The organism is Pseudodesulfovibrio cashew (assembly GCF_009762795.1).
GTDB lineage: Bacteria > Desulfobacterota > Desulfovibrionia > Desulfovibrionales > Desulfovibrionaceae > Pseudodesulfovibrio > Pseudodesulfovibrio cashew.
Genome location: NZ_CP046400.1, coordinates 1789896 through 1809451, shown reverse-complemented (window position 1 = coordinate 1809451; position 19556 = coordinate 1789896). Strand labels below are relative to the sequence as shown.

22 protein-coding genes are annotated in these 19556 nt (G+C 62.4%); 7 read left to right on the top strand and 15 right to left on the bottom strand.

Going from position 1 to position 19556, the window contains the following annotated elements:
* Nucleotides 1-33 precede the first annotated feature (33 nt).
* The 3 genes from GM415_RS08120 to GM415_RS08110 all read right to left on the bottom strand — a co-directional run bounded on the left by GM415_RS08120 (nt 34) and on the right by GM415_RS08110 (nt 3513).
* The gene (locus GM415_RS08120) at nt 34-1986 is read right to left on the bottom strand and encodes a two-component system sensor histidine kinase NtrB (RefSeq protein WP_158947317.1); all 1953 of its coding nucleotides are present in this window, start codon (nt 1984-1986) and stop codon (nt 34-36) included.
* A 6-nt stretch (nt 1987-1992) separates the two neighbouring features.
* Nucleotides 1993-2811, bottom strand: coding sequence for a DUF4405 domain-containing protein (locus GM415_RS08115; protein WP_158947316.1), 819 nt, complete (start codon nt 2809-2811; stop codon nt 1993-1995).
* A gap of 180 nt (nt 2812-2991) precedes the next feature.
* Nucleotides 2992-3513 (bottom strand): periplasmic heavy metal sensor, encoded by a 522-nt coding sequence (locus tag GM415_RS08110; protein ID WP_158947315.1) that lies wholly within the window; start codon nt 3511-3513, stop codon nt 2992-2994.
* A gap of 285 nt (nt 3514-3798) precedes the next feature.
* On the opposite strand from GM415_RS08110, the gene GM415_RS08105 reads away from it, so the two are divergent.
* The 4 genes from GM415_RS08105 to GM415_RS08090 all read left to right on the top strand — a co-directional run bounded on the left by GM415_RS08105 (nt 3799) and on the right by GM415_RS08090 (nt 6498).
* Nucleotides 3799-4008 carry an FmdB family zinc ribbon protein gene (locus tag GM415_RS08105; protein WP_158947314.1) on the top strand — a complete coding sequence of 70 codons (210 nt, stop codon included), beginning with the start codon at nt 3799-3801 and terminating at the stop codon, nt 4006-4008.
* 181 nt (nt 4009-4189) lie between these two features.
* Nucleotides 4190-4648 carry a deoxycytidylate deaminase gene (locus GM415_RS08100; protein ID WP_158947313.1) on the top strand — a complete coding sequence of 153 codons (459 nt, stop codon included), beginning with the start codon at nt 4190-4192 and terminating at the stop codon, nt 4646-4648.
* Nucleotides 4620-5768, top strand: a complete 1149-nt coding sequence (ribD, locus tag GM415_RS08095; RefSeq protein ID WP_277872935.1) for a bifunctional diaminohydroxyphosphoribosylaminopyrimidine deaminase/5-amino-6-(5-phosphoribosylamino)uracil reductase RibD — start codon at nt 4620-4622, stop codon at nt 5766-5768. The genes GM415_RS08100 and ribD overlap by 29 nt, the downstream gene beginning before the upstream one ends.
* A 70-nt stretch (nt 5769-5838) precedes the next feature.
* On the top strand, nt 5839-6498 hold the full coding sequence (locus tag GM415_RS08090) for a riboflavin synthase (RefSeq protein WP_158947311.1): 660 nt from the start codon (nt 5839-5841) through the stop codon (nt 6496-6498).
* Nucleotides 6499-6605: 107 nt separating this feature from the next.
* Here GM415_RS08090 and GM415_RS08085 read toward each other — a convergent pair whose 3' ends face one another.
* From GM415_RS08085 to dinB, 5 genes are all read right to left on the bottom strand, one after another.
* Entirely contained in the window at nt 6606-7277 is a 672-nt protein-coding gene (locus GM415_RS08085; RefSeq protein WP_242012413.1) for a MotE family protein, read from the bottom strand.
* Entirely contained in the window at nt 7237-7677 is a 441-nt protein-coding gene (gene fliJ / locus GM415_RS08080; protein WP_158947309.1) for a flagellar export protein FliJ, read from the bottom strand. Before fliJ ends, GM415_RS08085 begins: the two co-directional genes overlap by 41 nt.
* Before the next feature lie 41 nt (nt 7678-7718).
* Nucleotides 7719-7904, bottom strand: coding sequence for a hypothetical protein (locus tag GM415_RS08075; RefSeq protein WP_158947308.1), 186 nt, complete (start codon nt 7902-7904; stop codon nt 7719-7721).
* Nucleotides 7905-7984: 80 nt separating this feature from the next.
* Nucleotides 7985-9238 carry a hypothetical protein gene (locus GM415_RS08070; RefSeq protein ID WP_158947307.1) on the bottom strand — a complete coding sequence of 418 codons (1254 nt, stop codon included), beginning with the start codon at nt 9236-9238 and terminating at the stop codon, nt 7985-7987.
* 125 nt (nt 9239-9363) lie between these two features.
* Complete coding sequence (gene dinB / locus GM415_RS08065) at nt 9364-10545, bottom strand: DNA polymerase IV (protein ID WP_158947306.1); 1182 nt, start codon at nt 10543-10545, stop codon at nt 9364-9366.
* An 86-nt stretch (nt 10546-10631) separates the two neighbouring features.
* Between dinB and GM415_RS08060 the strand changes: the two genes are divergently transcribed.
* On the top strand, nt 10632-11273 hold the full coding sequence (locus GM415_RS08060) for a multiheme c-type cytochrome (protein ID WP_158947305.1): 642 nt from the start codon (nt 10632-10634) through the stop codon (nt 11271-11273).
* On the opposite strand, the gene GM415_RS08055 is transcribed toward GM415_RS08060, so the two are convergent.
* From GM415_RS08055 to ffh, 7 genes are all read right to left on the bottom strand, one after another.
* Nucleotides 11274-11915 carry a ribonuclease HII gene (locus GM415_RS08055; protein ID WP_158947304.1) on the bottom strand — a complete coding sequence of 214 codons (642 nt, stop codon included), beginning with the start codon at nt 11913-11915 and terminating at the stop codon, nt 11274-11276. It abuts the gene before it with no gap.
* A gap of 287 nt (nt 11916-12202) precedes the next feature.
* Nucleotides 12203-12553, bottom strand: a complete 351-nt coding sequence (gene rplS / locus GM415_RS08050) for a 50S ribosomal protein L19 (RefSeq protein WP_158947303.1) — start codon at nt 12551-12553, stop codon at nt 12203-12205.
* A 24-nt stretch (nt 12554-12577) separates the two neighbouring features.
* Nucleotides 12578-13873: a tRNA (guanosine(37)-N1)-methyltransferase TrmD gene (gene trmD / locus GM415_RS08045; protein ID WP_158947302.1), complete on the bottom strand. Its 1296-nt coding sequence runs from the start codon at nt 13871-13873 to the stop codon at nt 12578-12580.
* A gap of 3 nt (nt 13874-13876) precedes the next feature.
* Nucleotides 13877-14488 carry a ribosome maturation factor RimM gene (gene rimM, locus GM415_RS08040; protein ID WP_158947301.1) on the bottom strand — a complete coding sequence of 204 codons (612 nt, stop codon included), beginning with the start codon at nt 14486-14488 and terminating at the stop codon, nt 13877-13879.
* Between the two features lie 140 nt (nt 14489-14628).
* Nucleotides 14629-14862, bottom strand: coding sequence for a KH domain-containing protein (locus GM415_RS08035; RefSeq protein WP_015414977.1), 234 nt, complete (start codon nt 14860-14862; stop codon nt 14629-14631).
* A gap of 86 nt (nt 14863-14948) precedes the next feature.
* Nucleotides 14949-15188 (bottom strand): 30S ribosomal protein S16, encoded by a 240-nt coding sequence (gene rpsP / locus GM415_RS08030; protein ID WP_158947300.1) that lies wholly within the window; start codon nt 15186-15188, stop codon nt 14949-14951.
* A 121-nt stretch (nt 15189-15309) separates the two neighbouring features.
* On the bottom strand, nt 15310-16860 hold the full coding sequence (ffh, locus tag GM415_RS08025; RefSeq protein WP_158947299.1) for a signal recognition particle protein: 1551 nt from the start codon (nt 16858-16860) through the stop codon (nt 15310-15312).
* A 280-nt stretch (nt 16861-17140) separates the two neighbouring features.
* On the opposite strand from ffh, the gene GM415_RS08020 reads away from it, so the two are divergent.
* Together GM415_RS08020 and GM415_RS08015 are read left to right on the top strand one after the other, a co-directional pair.
* Nucleotides 17141-17920: a potassium channel family protein gene (locus tag GM415_RS08020; RefSeq protein ID WP_158947298.1), complete on the top strand. Its 780-nt coding sequence runs from the start codon at nt 17141-17143 to the stop codon at nt 17918-17920.
* 2 nt (nt 17921-17922) lie between these two features.
* A complete protein-coding gene (locus tag GM415_RS08015; RefSeq protein ID WP_158947297.1) occupies nt 17923-19539 on the top strand; it encodes a cation:proton antiporter domain-containing protein in 1617 nt (538 codons plus the stop codon).
* Nucleotides 19540-19556: the final 17 nt, after the last annotated feature.

Below are 19556 nucleotides of genomic sequence, written 5' to 3'. Positions count from 1 at the left end.
GCACCGGGCAGGGCGTCGCATGTACACGAAATATCATCGGGCCTCCTCCGAGGCGATCTCGGCTCCGGTCTCCTCAGCGACCTCGGCCGCGCCCTCCTCGGAGCCCATGAGCACCGCATCGTCGATTTCCCGGAGCTCTTCCCCGTCCGGGAAGAACACCCGCACCCGCGTGCCTTCGCCGGGCCGGGAGTCGATGGTCACCCTGCCCCGATGGGCGCGCATGATGTTCTGGACAATGGCCAGGCCCAGGCCGGTGCCGGTCTTCTTGCCGGTGACAAAGGGCTTGAACACGTCGTCGGTAAGGTTGGGATCCATGCCCGGTCCGTCGTCGTCCACGGTGATCCAGACGCCGCCCTCGCCCCTTGCCGAAGTCAGGGTGACATGGCCGGGCTTGTCGCATTCCTCGCACCCGGCGATGGCGTCCAGGGCATTGGAGATGAGGTTGAGCAGCACCTGCCGAAGCGCGTCCTGGTCGGCGTAGACCGGCTCCGGGCCAAACTCGAAGTGCGGCTCGGTCCGCTTGTTCTCGAAATCGAAGCGCATGAGCTGTCTGAGCGACTCTCCCACCTGGGCCAGATCGGTCTCCAGCGGGGCGAGCTGACGCGGCCTGGCCAGATAGAGCAGATCCGTGACCACCCGGTTGAGGCGATCCGCCTCCTGGACCATGGTGGCGGCGTACTGATCCAGCGGCGCCTGCCCCTTGAGCTTGGTGGCGAAGAGCTGGGCGAACCCGCGCAGGGAGGACAGGGGGTTGCGCACCTCATGGGCCACGCCTGCTGCCAGGGAGCCGATAGCGGCCAGCCGCTTGGCCTCGTTCAGGTCCTCTTCCAGGGAGCGGATTTCGGTGCGGTCGCGGATGAGTACCAGGCGCTGCCCCAACTCGGGAGCGGCGTCCACGTCGCTAGCCTGGAACGGCAGGGAGAGAATCTCCAGCTGGCGGCCCTGGTAGTCGAACTGTTCCCATTCATAAGAGGTGTGATGCACCTCTCCGGCCTGCTGGCCGAAGGAGAACTCGCGCCAGTCGGCCCCGATGATCTCCGGCACCGTGTCCTCGCCCTCGGGGGCGAGCAGCTTCTTGGCCGAACGGTTGGCGGCCATGACCCGGCCCGTCTCGGACAGGGTGACGAGGCCGTCGGGCATGTTGTCCAGCAGCTTGTTCTGGAACCGCTCCATGCGGATCAGCTTGCGCCCCTCGCCGCGTCGGCGGAGATAGGCGAAGGCCAGGGACCAGAGCACCACGGCGGCCAGAAAGACGTACCCGGTCTGATAGGTGGCGGCCCGCCGATACTGGCGGAACTGGGCCAGGTGCTTTTCGGCGTTGAAGCCGATGACCAGGAACACGGGCGGCGCGTCGATCTCTTCCGACCCCATGAGCGGGCCCATGCCGGGTCGCATGCCCTGCCCCATGTTCTGCCCCATATTCTGGCCCATGCCCTGCCCCCGGCCGAGTCCCCGCCGCTTGGCGAGTTCGGTCTCCAGGTTCTTGCGCAGGCTCGGGCTGCTGAGCGCGGCCACGCTGGGTCGTACCTTGAGCCCTGAGATGAGCACGGCCTGCTTGTCGAATGAGGCCATGACGTGCCAGGCGCGGCCCGGCTCGATCTCTCCGGTGACATTGTCGGGAAGAGCCAGGACAGGTTTGGTCTTGTCCTTTTCCGAGGTCACCAGCGGCTTGCCGTCCTTGTCGTAGAGGGTGATGAACAGAATGTCCTCGGACTTGGCCAGTTCGGTGAAGAGATCCTCGGCCATGGCCGGGAAAAGAGGCGTAGCCTGCGGATTCATTCGCAGGCTACGCACGATACGCATGATGTTGTTGTCCACCCCGCGGAGGATGGAGGCTCCGGTCATGATCATGTGATCCTGCACGATCTCGCGCTGGTGCGCGATGGAACGCCAGGTCAGATACAGGCTGCCCAGGCCGAGCACGATGAGCGCCAGGACCAGGGCGACCAGGGGGCCTTTTTCTCTTCCGCTGTAATGAACTTCCATATGACGCTACTCTGCGCGCAACGCGCCGTAGACTTCCTTGGGGCTGAGCCCGTTCTTGTTTCCGATTTCCTTCATGGTCATGGTCTCGTCGGCCTGGATGGACTTGGCTGCCAGGCGAGAGAGGACCTTGTCCATGGGCAGGCCAAAGGACTTGGCCAGATCGGTGAGCTTAAGCCTGCCGGTGCCCTCGGGCGGATTCGCGGGCAGGGAGAGGAACGGATCGCCGCCCTGATCCCCGCGGATAGCGTTCAGGACCATCTGCGGGCTGACGCCCTTGGTTGCGGCGATGTCCTTGATCCGGCTGTTGAGAGAAATATCCGGCCCGTATCCGGCGGCCTTCAGAGCGGCCAGGGCCTTGTCCGCGTCATAGCCGAGGAAGCCGCAGAACTTCTTGAGCGGGCTCAGCTCGGCATGGCCGTACGGGGGGTTGCCATAGGTGTTCACGGCGTCGTCCTTGATGGAGGCGCTCACGTCGAGCAGCTGCTTCATGGGCGGCAGGTCGAACAGGGTGCCCACGGTCACGAACAGGGTGAGAACCACGCTGACAACCATGGCCGGGGTCAGGACCACCAGCTCACGGGCACGGTTCTTCATGTAGGCCATGATGGGTTTCCAGTTCAGCCAGATATGCAGCAGCAGCGCGACCACGAACAGGGTGCCCACGGTGATGTGGATGTCGTCCCACTGATCCTTGGACAGCCCCATGAGGTGCCAGTTCGCCCAGTAGGCGACGCGTCCCTGCGGGATGATGTACAGCACGACGCTGGTGATCAGAGTGACGATGAAGGAAAGAAATGACGTGAGGGACGTTATTTTCCGCAACATGCGAACCTCCGGGAGTAAAATGATTCCTACACAACCAGTCCTAACATGGATATCTGCTGTAGTCTCTGACTGTTGCCGTCCATTATATTCGCACCCCGAGGCAAAGCAAACGGAGCGGCATTCCCCGTGAATGACCGCTCCGCCCTATCCTGTTTTCCGGGTTAATGCGGAAATACGTTGCTAGATGCGGCCCATGCCTCGGCCGTAGCCGCGACCCTGCTGGGAACCGTAACCCTGACCGTAGCCGGGGCAGTCGCCGTTGGAGCGTGCTGCGCCACGGAAACCGGAGCAGGCGCCACGACCATACCCGTAACCGAAACCTTCGATGCCGGTCTCCTTGACCAACTCATCGGACATGCTCTTGCGCAGGTCCCACATCTTGTCGCGAAGGTTGGTCAGATCAGTGGTGAGCTTGCCGATCTTGCCCTCATCGGCGTTGCCGCCGTTGATCATGGCCTGGAGAGTGGCGCGCTTGGTCCACATCTCGGTACGCAGCTCGTCGAACTTGCCGTCGTACTTCTCGTAGATCTTGTCCACGGCGGCCTGCTTCTCCGGGGTCAGCTGGGTGTAGGCAGCGCCCTGGCCGTAGCCGGGACCGCCGCAGCCACCACGCCCATAGCCGGGGCCGGCAAAGGCGAAGGCGGACATGGCGAGGACAAGCACCGCCGCCAGGGAAGTAATGGTAATGTTCTTCTTTGTCATGATACAGTCTCCTGTTGTTAAAAATGTTTTTGCCAGAGGAAGAAGAGAGTGTGCTGGTGTCTTCTTGCTATGGCCAAAGCATAGGACGTGCCAAACACTGTAACAGGCTGATTCAATTGAAACATTACCAATTCAAAGAACCGGTTGCACTCTCAGTTTTGTGCAACTTGATGCACTCGATATTGCACATTTTGTGTAACAAGTGCAAGTGCAACGTGCTTGACTTTGCGGATTCCGACCCCATCTTTTTCAGGCCATTCACCATCAACTACACGAGGGGACATCATGCCCATCTATGAGTACCGCTGCCGCGCCTGCGGCGCAGAGTTCGAGGAGCTGGTCTTTTCGCAGGACGAACTGCCGCCCTGCCCGAAATGCGGCTCCACTCAGGTCGAAAAGCTCATGAGCGCCTGCGCCGTCCAGACTGATGGCGGCGCCACCGGGCTCGGCCCCATGCCGACCGCAGGGAGCGGCGGATGTTCGCCTGGAGGCTGAGGCATCTAGTGCGGCGCCCGGTCCGGGTGCCATCAGAAAAGGGAAACGCCCATGGATGTTTCCCTTTTTTCGTTTCAAAAGAGGAAAACCGTTCGCAACGGCGCGACGCCGGGGATTTCCTTTCATTCCAAGAAGTGATAGACGGGTTTTCCGGCAAAATCATAGCGCGAGAGGATTCACCATGTCCGACAGACTGCCCTGGCCCGAATATTTCATGCGCATCGCCCACCTGGTGGCGCAGCGCTCCACCTGCACCCGCCGCGCCGTGGGAGCCATCGCCGTGCGCGGCAAGCGCATCCTGGCCACCGGCTACAACGGCGTGCCCACCAATATAGCCCATTGCGAGGACGTGGGCTGCCTCCGCGACCAGATGGGCATCCCCTCCGGCGAGCGGCACGAACTCTGCCGGGGGCTGCACGCCGAGCAGAACGTGATCATCCAGGCGGCCACCCACTCCCTGGACCTGACCGGCTGCGACATATACTGCACCACCAAGCCCTGCATCCTGTGCACCAAGATGCTCATCAACTGCGAAGTGAAAAACATCTACTACGCCGAGAACTACCCTGACGAGCTGTCCGAGCAGATGCTCGACGAAGCCGGAGTGAACCATGTTTTCATGCCGGGCAAATTTCTCTAGGGACCAGGGCTTCATGGCCCGGGCCATCAAACTGGCCGAACAGGGCAAGGGCCCGACCGCGCCCAACCCCACTGTCGGGGCCGTGCTTGTGGACACCTCCGAAGGGGACGGGACCATCGTGGCCGAGGGCTACCACACCCGGTACGGCGCGCTGCACGCCGAGCGTGAGTGCCTGGCCGACGCCCGGAGCAAGGGCGTGGACCCGCGCGGCATGACCATGTACGTGACCCTGGAGCCGTGCAACCACCACGGCAAGACCCCGCCCTGCACCGAGGCCCTGATCGAGGCCGGGGTGGCCAAGGTGGTGGTGGGCACGCGCGACCCCAACCCCGTGGCCGCCGGTGGCGTGGAAAAACTCGAGGAGCACGGCATCAAGGTCATCACCGGCGTGCTCGAAGAGGAGTGCCGGGATCTCATCGCGGATTTCCTGCTCTGGCAGAGTTCCCACTCCACATTCAATATCATCAAGATGGCCGCCACCCTGGATGGCAAGATCGCCTCCCGCTACCTCAGGCCCGAACCCGTCTCCAGCCCGGAATCCTTTGCCCGCGTGCACGAACTGCGCGCCCGCGTGGACGCCGTGGTAGTGGGCGGCGGCACCCTGCGCGCCGACAACCCCAGCCTTACCTGCCGGGCTCCGGGGCTCGACCCGGATTTTCGCCAGCCCTATGCCGTGGTCGTCACCTCGCGGCTGCCGGACAATCCGGATGCCTACACCCTGCTGCGCGATAGACCTGAACAAGTGATCCTGTGGACCACCGAAGCCGCCGCTTCCACCACCCTGGCCGACGAGCTGCGCCAGCGTGGCACCAGCGTCTGGCCCCTGCCGGGCGGTCCCCGCTGCTTCAACCTGTCCGTGGGCTTCGAGCGGCTGCGCTACTCCCTGGGCTGCTACACCACCCTGATCGAAGGAGGCGGCCGCTTCGCTCTCCAGTGCGTGGCCCACGGCCTGGCCGACGAGCTGATCCACTTCGTCTGCCCGCGCATCCTCGGCGACAACCAGGCACCGTCCTCCTACTTCGGCCGCCAGGACGTCACCATGGAAGACACCATGGACTTCCGCATCATCAAGAGCGAGCGCACCGGACCGGACATGCTGCTGACCATGCGCCCGCTATAGGGGCGCGATTTACACCCGTAGCGCACCCTGCTACAACGTCGGGCAACGACGCACCAAACGAGGAATCATCATGTTCACAGGACTGGTCATGGGCTTGGGCCGAATCACGTCGGTCGAAAGGCGGGGCGCGGAAACACGCCTGCGCATCGAACCGCTCTTCGATCTCCCGGATATCGAACTGGGCGAATCCATCGCCGTCAACGGCACGTGCCTGACCGTGGAAATTTTCGGCGAGAAATGGTTTACCGCCTACGCCAGCCGCGAGACCATGTCCGTCACCTCTCTCGGCGATCTCAAGGTGGGCTCCAAGGCCAACCTGGAGCGGGCCATGGCCATGGGCGACCGTTTCGGCGGACACATCGTGGCCGGACACGTGGACACACTGGCCGAGGTGGCGGAGGTCCGCCCCGCGGGCGAGTCCAACATCTACCGCCTCACTTTCCCCGCAGCCCACGGCAAATACGTCATCCCCAAGGGCTCGGTGGCCCTGGACGGCATCTCCCTGACCGTCAACGACTGCGGACCGGACTGGCTCGAGGTGAACATCATCCCCGAGACCCAGAAGGCCACCACCATCTCCGGCTGGACCCCGGGCCGCAAGGTGAACATGGAGACCGATGTCATCGGCAAGTACGTCGAACGCATGGTCGCGCCCTGGACCGCCCAGGACGACCCCGCTACGCCCGCCAAGGGCATCACCATGGACTATCTGCGCGAGCACGGCTTCTAGACCAATTCATTTTTTCTGGTGCCGCTTCGCGGAGGCGGCTCGAGATGAAAATTCATAAAAAAAAGGCCGTCCGGGTGGACGGCCTTTTTACTTTCGTGGGTGAACGACTACTGGTTGCCGTCCATGAAGGGAATCTGGAGCTTGGTCAGACGCTCGGAGAGTTCGGCGGCCTTCTTGGCCTCAACAAAGGTGAGGATCTCGCCCGCCTGGCGTCCGCGCATGCCTGACAAAACCTTGACGGCCAGCTCGGTCTCCATGGTCTGGAGAATCTCGGCGGCCTTCTTGGCCTTGGTGTTGGAGATCATGTCCACCAACTGCTTGACGCGCTTGTCCTTGATTTCCTTGGCCTCGTCTAGCATCTGGCGCATCTCGGCGTGCATCTTCTCAACGCGCAGGGCTTCCGCCTTGATGGAGGCCTCCATCTCGCGCAGGGTGCGCTCCTTGACGGCCAGCTCCTCTTCCTTGCGCTTGAGCGCCTTCCATTCGGAGGGCATGTCCTGCTCGGTGCGCACGGCTTCGGCCTGCTTGTCCGCCTCGGTTTCCCGTGCTGTGGCCCGATTCGCCTCGGAATCGGCCTTGTCCGCGATGGGCGTGGTGGACTGGGTCCCGGTTTCGGCGGCCACGGCCACGTCGTCGGGCATGACGGTCTCCATGACCTTGAGCGTCACGGAATCGACGCTGAGCATGCCGAACACGGCGAGCTTCAAAAGGGCCAGAAAAACAAGACTGGCCAGGACCCTAGAAATCTTGAGATTGGTGGCGGAGCGTTGCCATTTCATCGTTTTCCTTCTCTTCTCTGGCGCTTTCTTCTTCATGATGCTTCCTGGCTTGGGTTTCCCTGAGCTTCTCCAGGAGTTTACGATCCCTGGAACGTGCCACCGCCTTCTCGCGGCTATCATGCAATTTGAGTTCCAACTCACTCAGGCGATACCGGGCATCCGCCACGTCCCGTTCCAGGGCCTCTTTGTACTGCCGCCACAGCCACATGTCGTTGGCCGACTTGCGCGATTCCGCCTCGCTGGCCAGATGGGCGGCCTGACGCGACAGCAGATCGTCGACCACGGCAGCCTGCTCGTCAAAGGCGTGCTGGGCGCGGGCGAGTTCGGACTTGGCCTGATCCTCCAGCTGGGTGCGGTAGTCCAGGACCCTTTCGAGCTTGAAATGAAACGGCTTCGGCATGACTCACTTGTGCCACGAACCGGCAGGCCGGGCAAGCCGGGTCAGCTGAGGGAAGCGCAGGGCGTTCCGGCCAGGCCGCAATAGCCCTCCTCGGTGTCGCCGCCCTTTTCGTCCGGCACCCAGCGCCACATCATGCACATGGAGCCCTGACACATCTTCATCTTGTCGTCGCTGGTCTTGAGCAGCGGACAGAACTTGAACTTGGCATCGCTTTCACTGGTCTTCATGAACGCCTCCCGCGCAAAAAAGAAACGGCGCACCGCAATATGCGGTGCGCCGTCAGCATAACGATGTTCGCGCGGGTTGGCTAGCTGTCCGAACCGACTGCCGCCTCGTCGCCCTTTTTTGCCAGCGGCGAGGCGCTGACGTCGATGAGGGTCTCCATGCCGAGCATGGACTTGAGCTTCTGCAGGTAGACCACGGACTTGCGCGCATCGGCATCCAGAACGCCGGCATAGCCGCCGTCCGCGATGACCTTGGCGTATTCCTTCTTCTTGAGCTTGGGGTCGTCCTTGAAGCGCGCCTCGAAGTTCTTGGCGTACCGGTCGATAAGCGAGTCGATTTCGGGCTTGCTCAACCGGGCCACGCTCTGCATGCCCTCGGTCATCTCGACGGGGGTCAGGTCCGGGCTCTCCAGGACCTTGATCAGGCTCCGGGCGTAGCGCAGGGTGCCGTCGTAGATGTGCGTGCGCTTGACCACGTTCATGCCCGCCCAGCCGGCCTTGAGCCACTTGAACAGGAAGGTGGTGGACTGCTTGGCCTCCTTGTCCTGCTCCACGAAGATGAGCACGGACGCAGACTTGTACATGTAGGTGTCCATCCAGCCGATCATACCCTTGTTGAGGCCTTCAATGCCGGAATAGAAATAATCCCACTGGCTGTCATCAAGGATGGCGCCCTTGCGGCCCACGTCGGACTTGTCAGCCTGCTCCGAGATGGAGATGAGCACGTTGCGGCCCTGGTACTTGAGCAGCACGATCAGCCGGTTCAGGTCATAGCGGAAGTAGGCCTCGCCAAAGGAGTCCGGGGTGCAGACCTCGAACTCGCTGCCGCGGGTCAGGACCGGCTTGTCCAGATTGCCAAGTTCGTCCCACAGGGGGGTCTTGCGCTCCAGGAACTCGCTGCCCTTGTGCCAGCCGGAGAGCCGGAGCACCGCCGGGCAGAGCAGGAAGTTGGGGATATCCTTGTTGTAGAAGTAGCGCATGATCGTCTCCAGGTCGGAGGAGACTTCGCGCCTCAGCAGAATGCCGTTACCACCGAAGCGGCGGGCGGGCTTGATGTCCTTGGGGTCCTCCTGGCCGTTGGCCACCAGGTCGAGCATGGGATCGAGCCTGGCTGCGTCAAAGGAGGCGGAGGGATTTTCCAAAACCTCGAAAAGATAGTCGAGACTCCCTTCCACGGTTTTGTCCAGGGCGGCAGGCTCCTTGGAGAGCTTGACCTCCATGATCCCCTCTTCGTCTTCCGCCATGGCCGGAACGGCCAGGAAGGCAAGGGCGAAGAGCGCCAGCAGGGCAACCACAAAACGAGCGCTCAAGGCGCCATTATAATTAAGTATTTTCATATGCTATGTTGGGTGTGTCTCCCTAACCCGCCGGAGACGTTTTTTACGTGCTTCGAAATAACTATGTAGTAATCTTTCATACCATTGGCAAGGCCAATGGGACATTATAACAGCATAGCCTCAACTTATTCATTTTCTTTATTTTTCTTGAAACCCAATAAATCCACGCGAGTGACAGCCTTGGAGCCGAAGCGATGGCGCACGGCGTCCACCGCCTTGTCCAGGCCGCTTGTTTCCTCACTGGCCCGGGGCGCTTCCTCGAAAAGGGTGACCTGGCGGCTGCGGCCTTCGAAATTGGAGACACCCACTCCGATGAGCCGCACCGCGCGTCTCAGCTCCACCTGTTTCAACAACGCGCAAGCCGTCTCGAAGATGACAGCGGTGTTGTCCGTTCGTGAATCCAGGGAGAGGGACCGGGTGATCTGCTTGAAGTCGGCGAACTTGACCTTGAGGGTCACGGTGCGACCCTTGTACCCGTGGCGGCGCAGGTCCGCGCCCACCCGCTCGGACTGGGCAAGGAGCCAACGGGTAAGTACCGCACGGTCGGTGGTGTCCTCGTGAAATGTGTTCTCCGCGCTGCAACTCTTGGCCGCCGAGGTGGTGACCACGCCGTTGGGGTCGATGCCCCGCGCCCGGTCGTGCAGGGCCGCGCCGTATTTGCCCAGCCGCTCCTCCCAGAAAGCGCGGTCCCGCTTGAGCACGTCGCCGCAGGTATGCGCGCCAAGCCGGGTCAGGATGTCGAGCAGCTTCTTGCCCACGCCGGGAATCTTCTTCACCGGCAGGGTGCGCAGGAAGTCCTCCACCTGATGGGGATGGATGATGAACATGCCGTCTGGCTTGTCCATGTCCGAGGCGATCTTGGCCAGGAAGCGGACCGGGGCCGCGCCCACCGAGCAGGTCAGCCCGGTCACCTCGGCCATGCGCGCCTTGATCTGCCGGCCCACCTCGTCGATGGGGCCGAAGAGCCGTTCCAGGCCGGTACCATCAAGGTAGGCCTCGTCCACGCTGGCTTTCTCCACCGTGGGCGAAAACTCGGCCAGCACGCCCATGACTTGCCTCGAGACCTCCTTGTAGCGGGCCATTCGTCCGGGCACTAGGATGATATCCGGACATAGCTGGCGGGCCTTGACCACGCTCATGGCCGAGCGCACGCCGTACTTGCGCACCTCGTAGCTGGCGGCCGAGACCACGCTCCGGTCCGAGGTCCCGCCCACGGCCACGGGCTTGCCCCGCAGTTCCGGGTTGTCGAGCTGCTCCACGGAGGCGAAAAAAGCGTCCATGTCGATATGGAGAATCCACGTCTGCATCCCTTGCATTGTAAATGGACAGGGCCTGTTTGTTAAGCATGGAAAAGGGCTTTGCGCAGAGTACCGGGGCATGTAGGATAGGCCCCATGCGCAACTGTATGCTTCTCTCCTGCCTGCTGCTCTGCCTGGCGGCGGCCAGCGCCCATGCCGCTTCCATCAGAAACGAAGGCGTCGTCGCCACGGCCCCTCCCGAGACATATGCGGGCTCCAAGGCGTGCGCCCAGTGCCACGAAACGCAGTATGAACAGTGGTCCAAAACGCTCAAGGCGCGTTTCGTCCGCTACCGCCGGGACCTCGCGGCCCTGCCCGGCGACTGGGGGAAAAGCCCGCTCCGGGCGGACGACGTCTTTCTGGTGGTGGGCCTGCACAGGAAGGCGGCTTTCGTCGATACGGACTGGCGCGTCCTGCCTGCGGAATACCGTTTCGACAAGCACAGATGGAACCGAAAGCCGGGCTGGGGCGGACGCGACTACCGCCAGCGGTGCGGCATGTGCCATCTGACAGGGTGCAACCCCTACGAGAAGCGGTACACGGAGCTCGGCGTTGGCTGCGAGGCGTGCCACGGTCCGGGCAGGGAGCACATCCAAGAAGAGAGCGCCGAAACCATCGCTACGCCCGGCAGAGACGGCAAACCGGTGCTGGACACCTGCCGCCGCTGCCACAACGGACGAAACAACCACGCCGATGCCATCCGAGGCTTCGCCGGCACCTATCACGAAACGGATTGATCAGAACAGGCAGGCCTGCGCCTGAGGCTTCTCCTCGGGCCTGACGCCCCGGAAGGTGAGGCGATGCAGACGGCACGGCCCCAGGCTGCGGATGGCCTCCATGTGCGCCTTGGTGCCGTACCCCATGTGCTTGGAGAGGCCATAGCCCGGATAACGGACGGCCAGCTTCACCATGAGCCTGTCGCGGAAGGTCTTGGCCAGGATGGATGCGGCCGAGATGGCCGGGACCGAGCCGTCGCCCTTGATCACGTACTCCTGGGGAATGTCCCGCTTCAGGGCGTAGTGCGGAATGGTCTTGTTTCCGTCGATACGCAGAAATTTCGGCTCGCGCCCCAGATGACGCACGGCCCGCCCCATGGCCTGGAATGTGGCTTCCAGGATGTTGATGCGGTCGATCTCGGGAGCCCACGCCACACCCAAAGACCAGGCAACGGCCTGCTCGCGGATGAGGTCGTAGAGCGCCTCCCGCTTGGCGGCGGTGAGTTGTTTGGAGTCGGTCAGCCCGGGCAGGTCGTATTCGGCGGGCAGGATGCACGCCCCTGCCACCACCGGCCCGGCCAGACAGCCACGCCCGGCTTCGTCCACACCCGCCACATCTTCGGGCAGGTGGGTTGTAACGGAAAAGAGGGTCGGTTGCGTCATGGTGGTGATGTTGTGCCCGAATTGCGGAGAGAAGAAAAGACGCAAACAGCGATTGCATTCGGCCCCGGCAACCAAGGCTTATGACTACCTGAACCTCGGCGCAAGCACAAAAGCCCGGAACGCCAACAGACGTTCCGGGCACTATATCTCAAGATAGAAATCCAGGAATTTTTCGAAGAGGTGGGTGGATGTACCGACGCGAGGGAGACCGGGGATCGAAGCGTATCTCAATACGCAAGAGTCCCGGTCGACCGAGCGGCGGCGCAGACGCCCGCCTATCCGGAAAATTACTCCCAGATCTGCTTGGACTTGATGCGGGCGGCCTTACCGCGCAGGTTGCGCAGGTAGTAGATGCGACCGCGACGAACCTTGCCCTCGGAGACCACTTCCACGCGGTCGATGAAGGGGGAGTTCATGGGGAACACGCGCTCCACGCCCACGCCGTCGGAAATCTTCCGCACGGTGAAGGTGGAGTTGGTGGTGCCGCGGCGGCGGCGCAGGACAGCACCCTGGAAGACCTGGATGCGCTCCTTCTCGCCCTCGATGATGCGGTAGTGGACCTTGACGGTGTCGCCGGCCTTGAAATCGGGCATGTCCAGGCGGATGTGCTCGGACTCGATTTTCTTGATCACGTTCATGGTATTCTCCTTAATCCTCAAAATCTAATATTCATCCGCGATGAGGCGGTCGACGGTGATGGCCACCGCACTGCGCACCGACAGATGGTTGTAATCGTCCAGATATCGGATGGGCCGCAGGATTCCTTCCGCGCGGGAGAGGATCTCCTCGGCCAGGCCGTGTCCGGTTCCAAAAACGAGCAAAACTGGTGAATTTTCTAACCATTTTCGCACCGTTCCGTAGGTAGTCGCGGGCTCGGCCTCCTTGCGGCGATCCAGCCTTGCTGACGTAGCCGCGAGGCGGGGACATTGCCCTGTTTGACGCGTAATGTCAAGGATGGCAGCCTCGATATCGTCAAAAACTTTGACCTTGGAAAGCGCCTCGGCCCGGTCCGGGTTGGCCTTGGCCCCCGCCCCCTGTTTCCAGTGGGCAAGCAGTTGTTCGGCCAGCGCCTGCTGGTCCTCGATGGGCGTGGTGGCGTAGAAGCCGCCCAGCCCGTAGGTGCGGGTCACCCGCGCCATGTCGTGGAGGTCCAGGTTGGTCACGGACACCGCGACCTTCTCGCCGAACTTGTTGAGCACCGGGTAGTGGCAGAGGGCGATATACAGGTTGCGCCCCAGCCGGGTGCGCGACTGCTTCCGCAGGTAGTCCACGTCCTCCACGGTGAGGGAGGCAGTGGGCAGCAGGTCCGGACGGTCGCGCAGGGTCGCATCCAGGGAACGCTCGCGCCGCCACTGGCAGATCTTGCCGTGGTCGCCGCTCCTGAGCACCTCGGGCACGGTCAGGCCGTCCCAGTCGTCGGGCCGGGTGTAGTGCGGGTACTCCAGCAGTCCGGCGGAAAAACTCTCCTCGTCCCCTGAATCCGTATGCCCCATGAAGCCGGGCAGCAGCCTGGCCACGGACTCTATGAGGCAGACCGCGCCCGCCTCGCCGCCGTTGAGCACGAAGTCGCCCACGCTGACCATCTCGATGTCGTAGAGGTCCAGGAGGCGTTCGTCGATGCCCTCGTAACGGCCGCAGATGAGGGTGACGTCCTCTTCCAGGGCCAGCTCGCGGGAGCGGGCCTGATTCAGGGGCTTGCCGCGCGGGGAAAGCATCATGATCCGACCCGGACGCTCGATGGACCCGAGCGCCTTGACCATGGGATCGAGCTTGAGCAGCATGCCCGGCCCGCCGCCGAAGGGGCGGTCGTCCACGGACTTGTGAACCCCGCCCGCAAAGTGGCGCACGTCCACGTGGTCGAACTCGACCAGTCCGGTTTCCACGGCCTTGCCCATGAGCCCCGAGGAAAGCGGCGACTCGAAATAGTGCGGAAAGATGGAGACGAGATGAAAACGCATGGGCTACTCGGCTGCGGACGGCTTCTTGGGGCGCGGCTTTTTCTTTGCCGTGCGGCGTCGCGGTTTTTTCTTCTTGGGCGGTTCCGGGTTGAGGTAGAGGTCCAGCAACCCCTCGGGCGGGTCAATGACAATGACCTCCTCATCGAGGTCCACGTCCAGAACGAATTCGGGGACGGCCGGGAGCAGGATCTCCTTGCCGTCGTCGGCCACGATGACCCAGGTGTCCTGGCCGGGGTTCTCGTAGAAGGTTTCCAGCACGCCCACATCGGTGCCGTCGTCCAGGCGCACGCGGCAGCCGAGCATATCGACGATATAGTGCTCGCCCTCGTCCGGCTCGGGCAGGTCGTCCTCGCGGATGAGCACGGCCATGCCGCGCAGCTCGTCGACCCGGTCGCGATCGTTCACGCCCTTGCACTTGAGCAGGACCATGCCCTTGTGCTCGCGCCAGGACTCCACGGCAAGCGGCTCGGGTCGTCCGCCGTCCCGTTGCAGAAAGACGGTGCTCACGCGCCCGAAAAGCGACGGGGAGTCCGCATAGCTCTTTATGCAGAACTCCCCGCGAATTCCGTGCGGTCTGGCCACGCCACCAACTTCGATGAATCCGGTTCGTTTCATGGGTCCACGTGCGTTGCGCCGCAAAAAACCCAGACCCCACGCATGCTCATGCGTGACGGCCCTGGGTTTTTCGCGCTTCGGGGCCGACCGACCGTCGGCCCGTTTTCTGCGGCATTGCCGCAGCTCCCGGTCGGGAGCCGCTACTCGAGAATCTCCAGAACGGAGCGCTTGCGGGCCTTGGTGGAGGCGGCTCCAAGCAGAGTGCGCATGGCGCGCGCCGTACGGCCCTGCTTGCCGATCACCTTTCCGAGGTCCTCTTTCGCAACCTTCAGTTCGATCACCGAGGTCTGTTCGCCTTCGACTTCAGACACATGCACTTCATCCGGGTTGTCCACCAGGGACTTGGCAATGTACTCAATCATCTCTTTCAGCATGACGTCTACCTCCGCTATCGGCGCGTCGTCTCGCGCCGTGAACTTGAGCTGCCAAATTGAGTACCGGACTTACGAAAGCACAGTGCTTACTTGCCGGCCTTCTTCAGCAGGGAACGAACAGTGTTGCTGGGCTCGGCACCTTGTGCCAGCCATTTCTCGATCTTTTCCATGTCGAGCTGGATGTCGTTGGGTTCGACCATCGGATTGTAGTGGCCGAGGTACTCAACGGGGCGTCCATCGCGGCGGGTGGCGCTGTCGAGAGCCACGACGCGGTAGAAGGGACGCTTTTTGGAACCCATACGAGTCAGTCTGATTTTCATAGCCATTGTGCTTATACTCCCAATAATGATTTAATACGTTTTTGCCTACTACTTGGCAAGTTGATATCTGTACAAAGATCGGTGTCCGGTTCTGTTTTTTCCGGCTCCCGGTCCGACCTTCACTCCACTACTTCTTTTTCTTTTTCTTGTTCTTCTTGTTCAGCTTCTTTTTCTTGCGCGCCTTGAGGGTCTTCTTGGAGAGAGAGCGCTTGCCGCCCTCTTCCTCGCCCATGCCCGGCATCCCAGGCATCCCAGGCATTCCCGGCATCCCGGGCATGTTGCCCATGCCTTCCATGCCGCCCAGGGCGCTCATATCGGGCATGCCGCCACCGGCCAGCCCCTTGAGCTTGTTCATCAGGCCCTTCTGCTTCTTGGACTTGCCACCGCCCATCATGGCCTGCATGACCTTGCTCATCTGATTGAAATTCTTGATGAGCGCATTGACGTCGGCCACCTTGACGCCGGAGCCCTTGGCGATGCGCTCCTTGCGGCTCTGATTGATGAGCTTGGGCTGGCGACGCTCCTTCATGGTCATGGAGCTGATGATCGCCTCGGTGCGCTTCATCTCGTCCTCGGGCAGGGCATCCTGGCCCATCTGCTTCATGATGTTGCCCATGCCGGGAATCATCTTGAGCAACCCTTCCATGCTGCCAAGCTTCTTGATCTTGCGCATGTGGCTGCGGAAGTCCTCGAAGTCGAACTCCGCCTTGGCCATCTTTTCGGCCATGGCCTTGGCCTCGTCCTCGTCGATCTCGGACTGCGCCTTCTCGATGAGGGTCATCATGTCGCCCATGCCGAGGATGCGGCTGGCGATGCGGTCCGGGTGGAAGAGCTCCAGCTCGGAGAGCTTCTCGCCCACACCGACGAACTTGACCGACTTGCCGGTCACGGACTTGATGGACAGGGCCGCGCCGCCACGGGCGTCGCCATCCATCTTGGTCAGGACCACACCGGAGATGTCGAGCTTCTCGTTGAAGGCCTCGGCAACGGTGACGGCGTCCTGACCGGTCATGGCGTCGGCCACGAACAAAATTTCCTGCGGAGAGCATTCCTTCTTGATGTTCTCCAGCTCGTCCATCAACTTCTCGTCGATGTGCAGACGGCCCGCGGTGTCGAAGAGCACCAGGTCGCAGCCCTGTTCCTCGGCCTTGACCAGCGCGTCCTTGCAGATGTCCACCGGATTCATGTCCGTGGTGGACGGGTAGACCGGCACATCCAACTGCCGGGCCAGGGTGGTCAACTGGTCGATGGCCGCCGGACGGTAGACGTCGGCAGGCACCAGGTAGGGCTTCTTGCCGTGATTCTTGCGCAGGTAGAGCGCCAGCTTGCCGGAGCTGGTGGTCTTACCCGAACCCTGAAGGCCGACCATCATCAGCTTGAGCGGCCTGGCCTTGACGTCCACGCCCTGCTGCTCGCCGCCGAGGAGCTCGACCAGTTCGTCGTTGACGACCTTGACGATCTGCTGGCTCGGGTCCAGGCCCTTCATGACCTCTTCCCCGAGAGCCCGCTCCTTCACCTGGTCGACGAACTGTTTGACGACCTTGAAGTTGACGTCCGCCTCGAGCAACGCCAAACGGACCTCACGCAACCCTTCCTTGACATTGTCTTCGGTGAGTTGCTTCTGGCCCTTGAATTTTTGAAAGGCGTTTCCGAGTCTATCTTGCAGGCTTTCGAACAAGTGTCCTATCTCCCTAAAATCTATCGGTCTCCAAGCGCAATTAAACCGTCCAGCGCGGGCAAAGAGGAGGTTTGTTAAGCCAGATTCACAATATAGTCAAGGGCGGAGGCCCTGCCCGGAGCCGAATCGACCCCACGCCATCTCTCTAGAAAAACTCTAAAAAAACCGACAAAAAGATCGCCTCAGGAGCAAGTCCACAAGTATCCGTCCCGGACGTCCGCTTTTCGTTGCACCCCACCCCGCTTCTGTGCCAATATCCCGTATTGTTGGGAGAACAGCCATGCCATCCGATAAGACGACATTCAAAAACGTGCTCTACACGCACTTCGTCCCCTGCTTCTTCGCCGGGGTCGCCCTGCTCTATCTGGGCAACGCCCTCTTTCCGCACGATGTGGCGGCCGCGCTGACGGACGATCGGTTCGTAACCGCTGATTTCCTGTTCGCCCTGGCCAACGGCCTGCTGGTGGGCGTCGCCGTCCTGGGCTTCCACGGTCTCTACAACCGCCACCTCCGGCGGGTTGGCGCGGTGTCCCGCAAGCCTGCGTCATCAAGAAAAATCAGCTACGGCATGGCTACCGGCTTCCTCTGCGGCATCGTCATGGTCCTGCTCGGATTGCACAGGGAAGGTCTCATTCCCCTGACCCTGGGCGTGCTCTCCATCCTGGCCTGGCACCTGCGCGCCTTCACCCACACGATCGTGGTGCTGCTCAGGCCGGGCAACTCGGCCACCTGGGAGGAGGTCATCGAGCTGCTGCGCATCTACCTGACCATGCTGGCCGGCTTCACCCTGGTCAACGCCACCCTGGAGGTCATCCACCTGCTGCTCGGCATGGAGGCCCCCTTCGGCTTCCTGACCAACAGCGGCGAAATATTTCTCAACGCCCTCTACTTCACGGTGGTGAGCATGACCACCCTCGGATACGGCGACCTGGTGCCCAGGACCTGGGACGCCAAGCTCCTGCTCATCTTCCAGAGCCTGACCAGCTACATCATGTTCGCGCTCATGGTCGGCATTATCACCCGGGGCGTGGTGCGGACCCGGGAAGAAAACGGGGAATAGCCATGGACCCACTGATCATCTTCCTCGCCTTCGGGCTCGGCTACCTGGCAAACCGAATCGGTCTGCCGCCGCTGGTGGGCTACCTTGCCGCCGGGTTCGCCCTCTCCGCCCAGGGCTACACCTCCGGGCCGGTGATGCGGGAGGTCGCGGACGTCGGTGTCACAGTCCTGCTTTTTTCCATCGGCCTCAAGCTGAAGCTCAAGACCCTGTTCAAACCGGAGGTCTGGGCCGGGGCCAGCCTGCACATGCTCATAACCGTGAGCGTCTTCACCCTGGGGCTGGCCGGACTGGCCGCCGCAGGACTCGGGCTGTTCGCAGACCTCACGCCCACCACCGCCCTGCTGCTCGCCTTCACCCTGAGCTTTTCCTCCACCGTCTTCGCGGTGAAGATACTTGAGGAAAGCGGCAGGGCCGGGTCCCTGAACGGACGAACGGCCATCGGCGTGCTCATCGTGCAGGACATCGCCGCCGTCCTTTTTCTGGCATTTTCCACGGGCAAAGTCCCCTCGGTCTGGGCCCTGGCCATGCTCGCGGGGCTGCCCCTGGCCAGGCTCATTTTCCTGCGCATGCTGGACCGCATAGGGCACGGCGAGCTCCAGGTCCTGTTCGGATTCTTCCTGGCCATGGTGGCCGGGGCCTACGGTTTCGACCTGGTGGGACTCAAGGCCGACCTGGGCGCGCTCATCATGGGCATGCTCCTGGCCGGACACGACCAGGCGAGAGACCTGGCCGACTCCCTGCTGAACATCAAGGACGTCCTGCTGGTAGGATTCTTCCTGAACATAGGCCTGTCCGGCCTGCCGTCCCTGGACATCCTCTGGGCGGCCCTGCTCCTGGTGGCCGTCCTGCCGCTCAAGGCCGGGCTCTTCCTGCTGCTCTTCACACGCTTCCGGCTGCGGGCGCGGACCGCGTTCATCACCGCCCTCAACCTGGCGAACTACTCGGAGTTCGGCCTGATCGTCGGCGGCCTGGCCGTGGCCTCGGGCTGGCTCCCCAGGGAGTGGCTCCTGGTGCTGGCCGTGGCCCTGTCCCTGTCCTTTATCCTGGCCGCGCCCTTCAACCGCCAGGGCGACGCGCTCTTTGACAGGACTGGCGACGCGCTCAAGCGGCTGGAGACGGTCGAACGTCACCCTGACGAGGAGCCCTTCGAGGCCGGAAGGTGGCGCATTGTCATCATGGGCATGGGCCGGATCGGCACCGGGGCCTATGACTACTTCACAAACAAATTCGGCCCCGTGGCCCTGGGCCTCGACTTCAACGCCGAGACCGTGGACCGCCACCTGGAGGCGGGACGCCAGGCGGCCCTGGCCGACGTGACCAACCCGGACTTCTGGCGCAAGCTGCCCGAGCGCGACAGCGAGGTAAAACTGATCGTCCTGGCTGTCCCCAGCCTGGAAGCGCAGCTGTACGTGGCGGAAAAAACGCAGGAAATGGGGTTCACGGGCAAGCTGGCGGCCGTGGCCCAATACGACGACGAGATCGAAATTCTGCGGGAGGCAGGCGTGGACACTTCGCTCAACGTGTTCAGCGAGGCGGGAGCGGGCCTGGGCGCGCACATCTGCAACAACCTCTCCGTGCCCGAACTGGGGTGCGAAATCGTAAACAAGGATACTGTCTGATCGCACCGCCCGGCGAG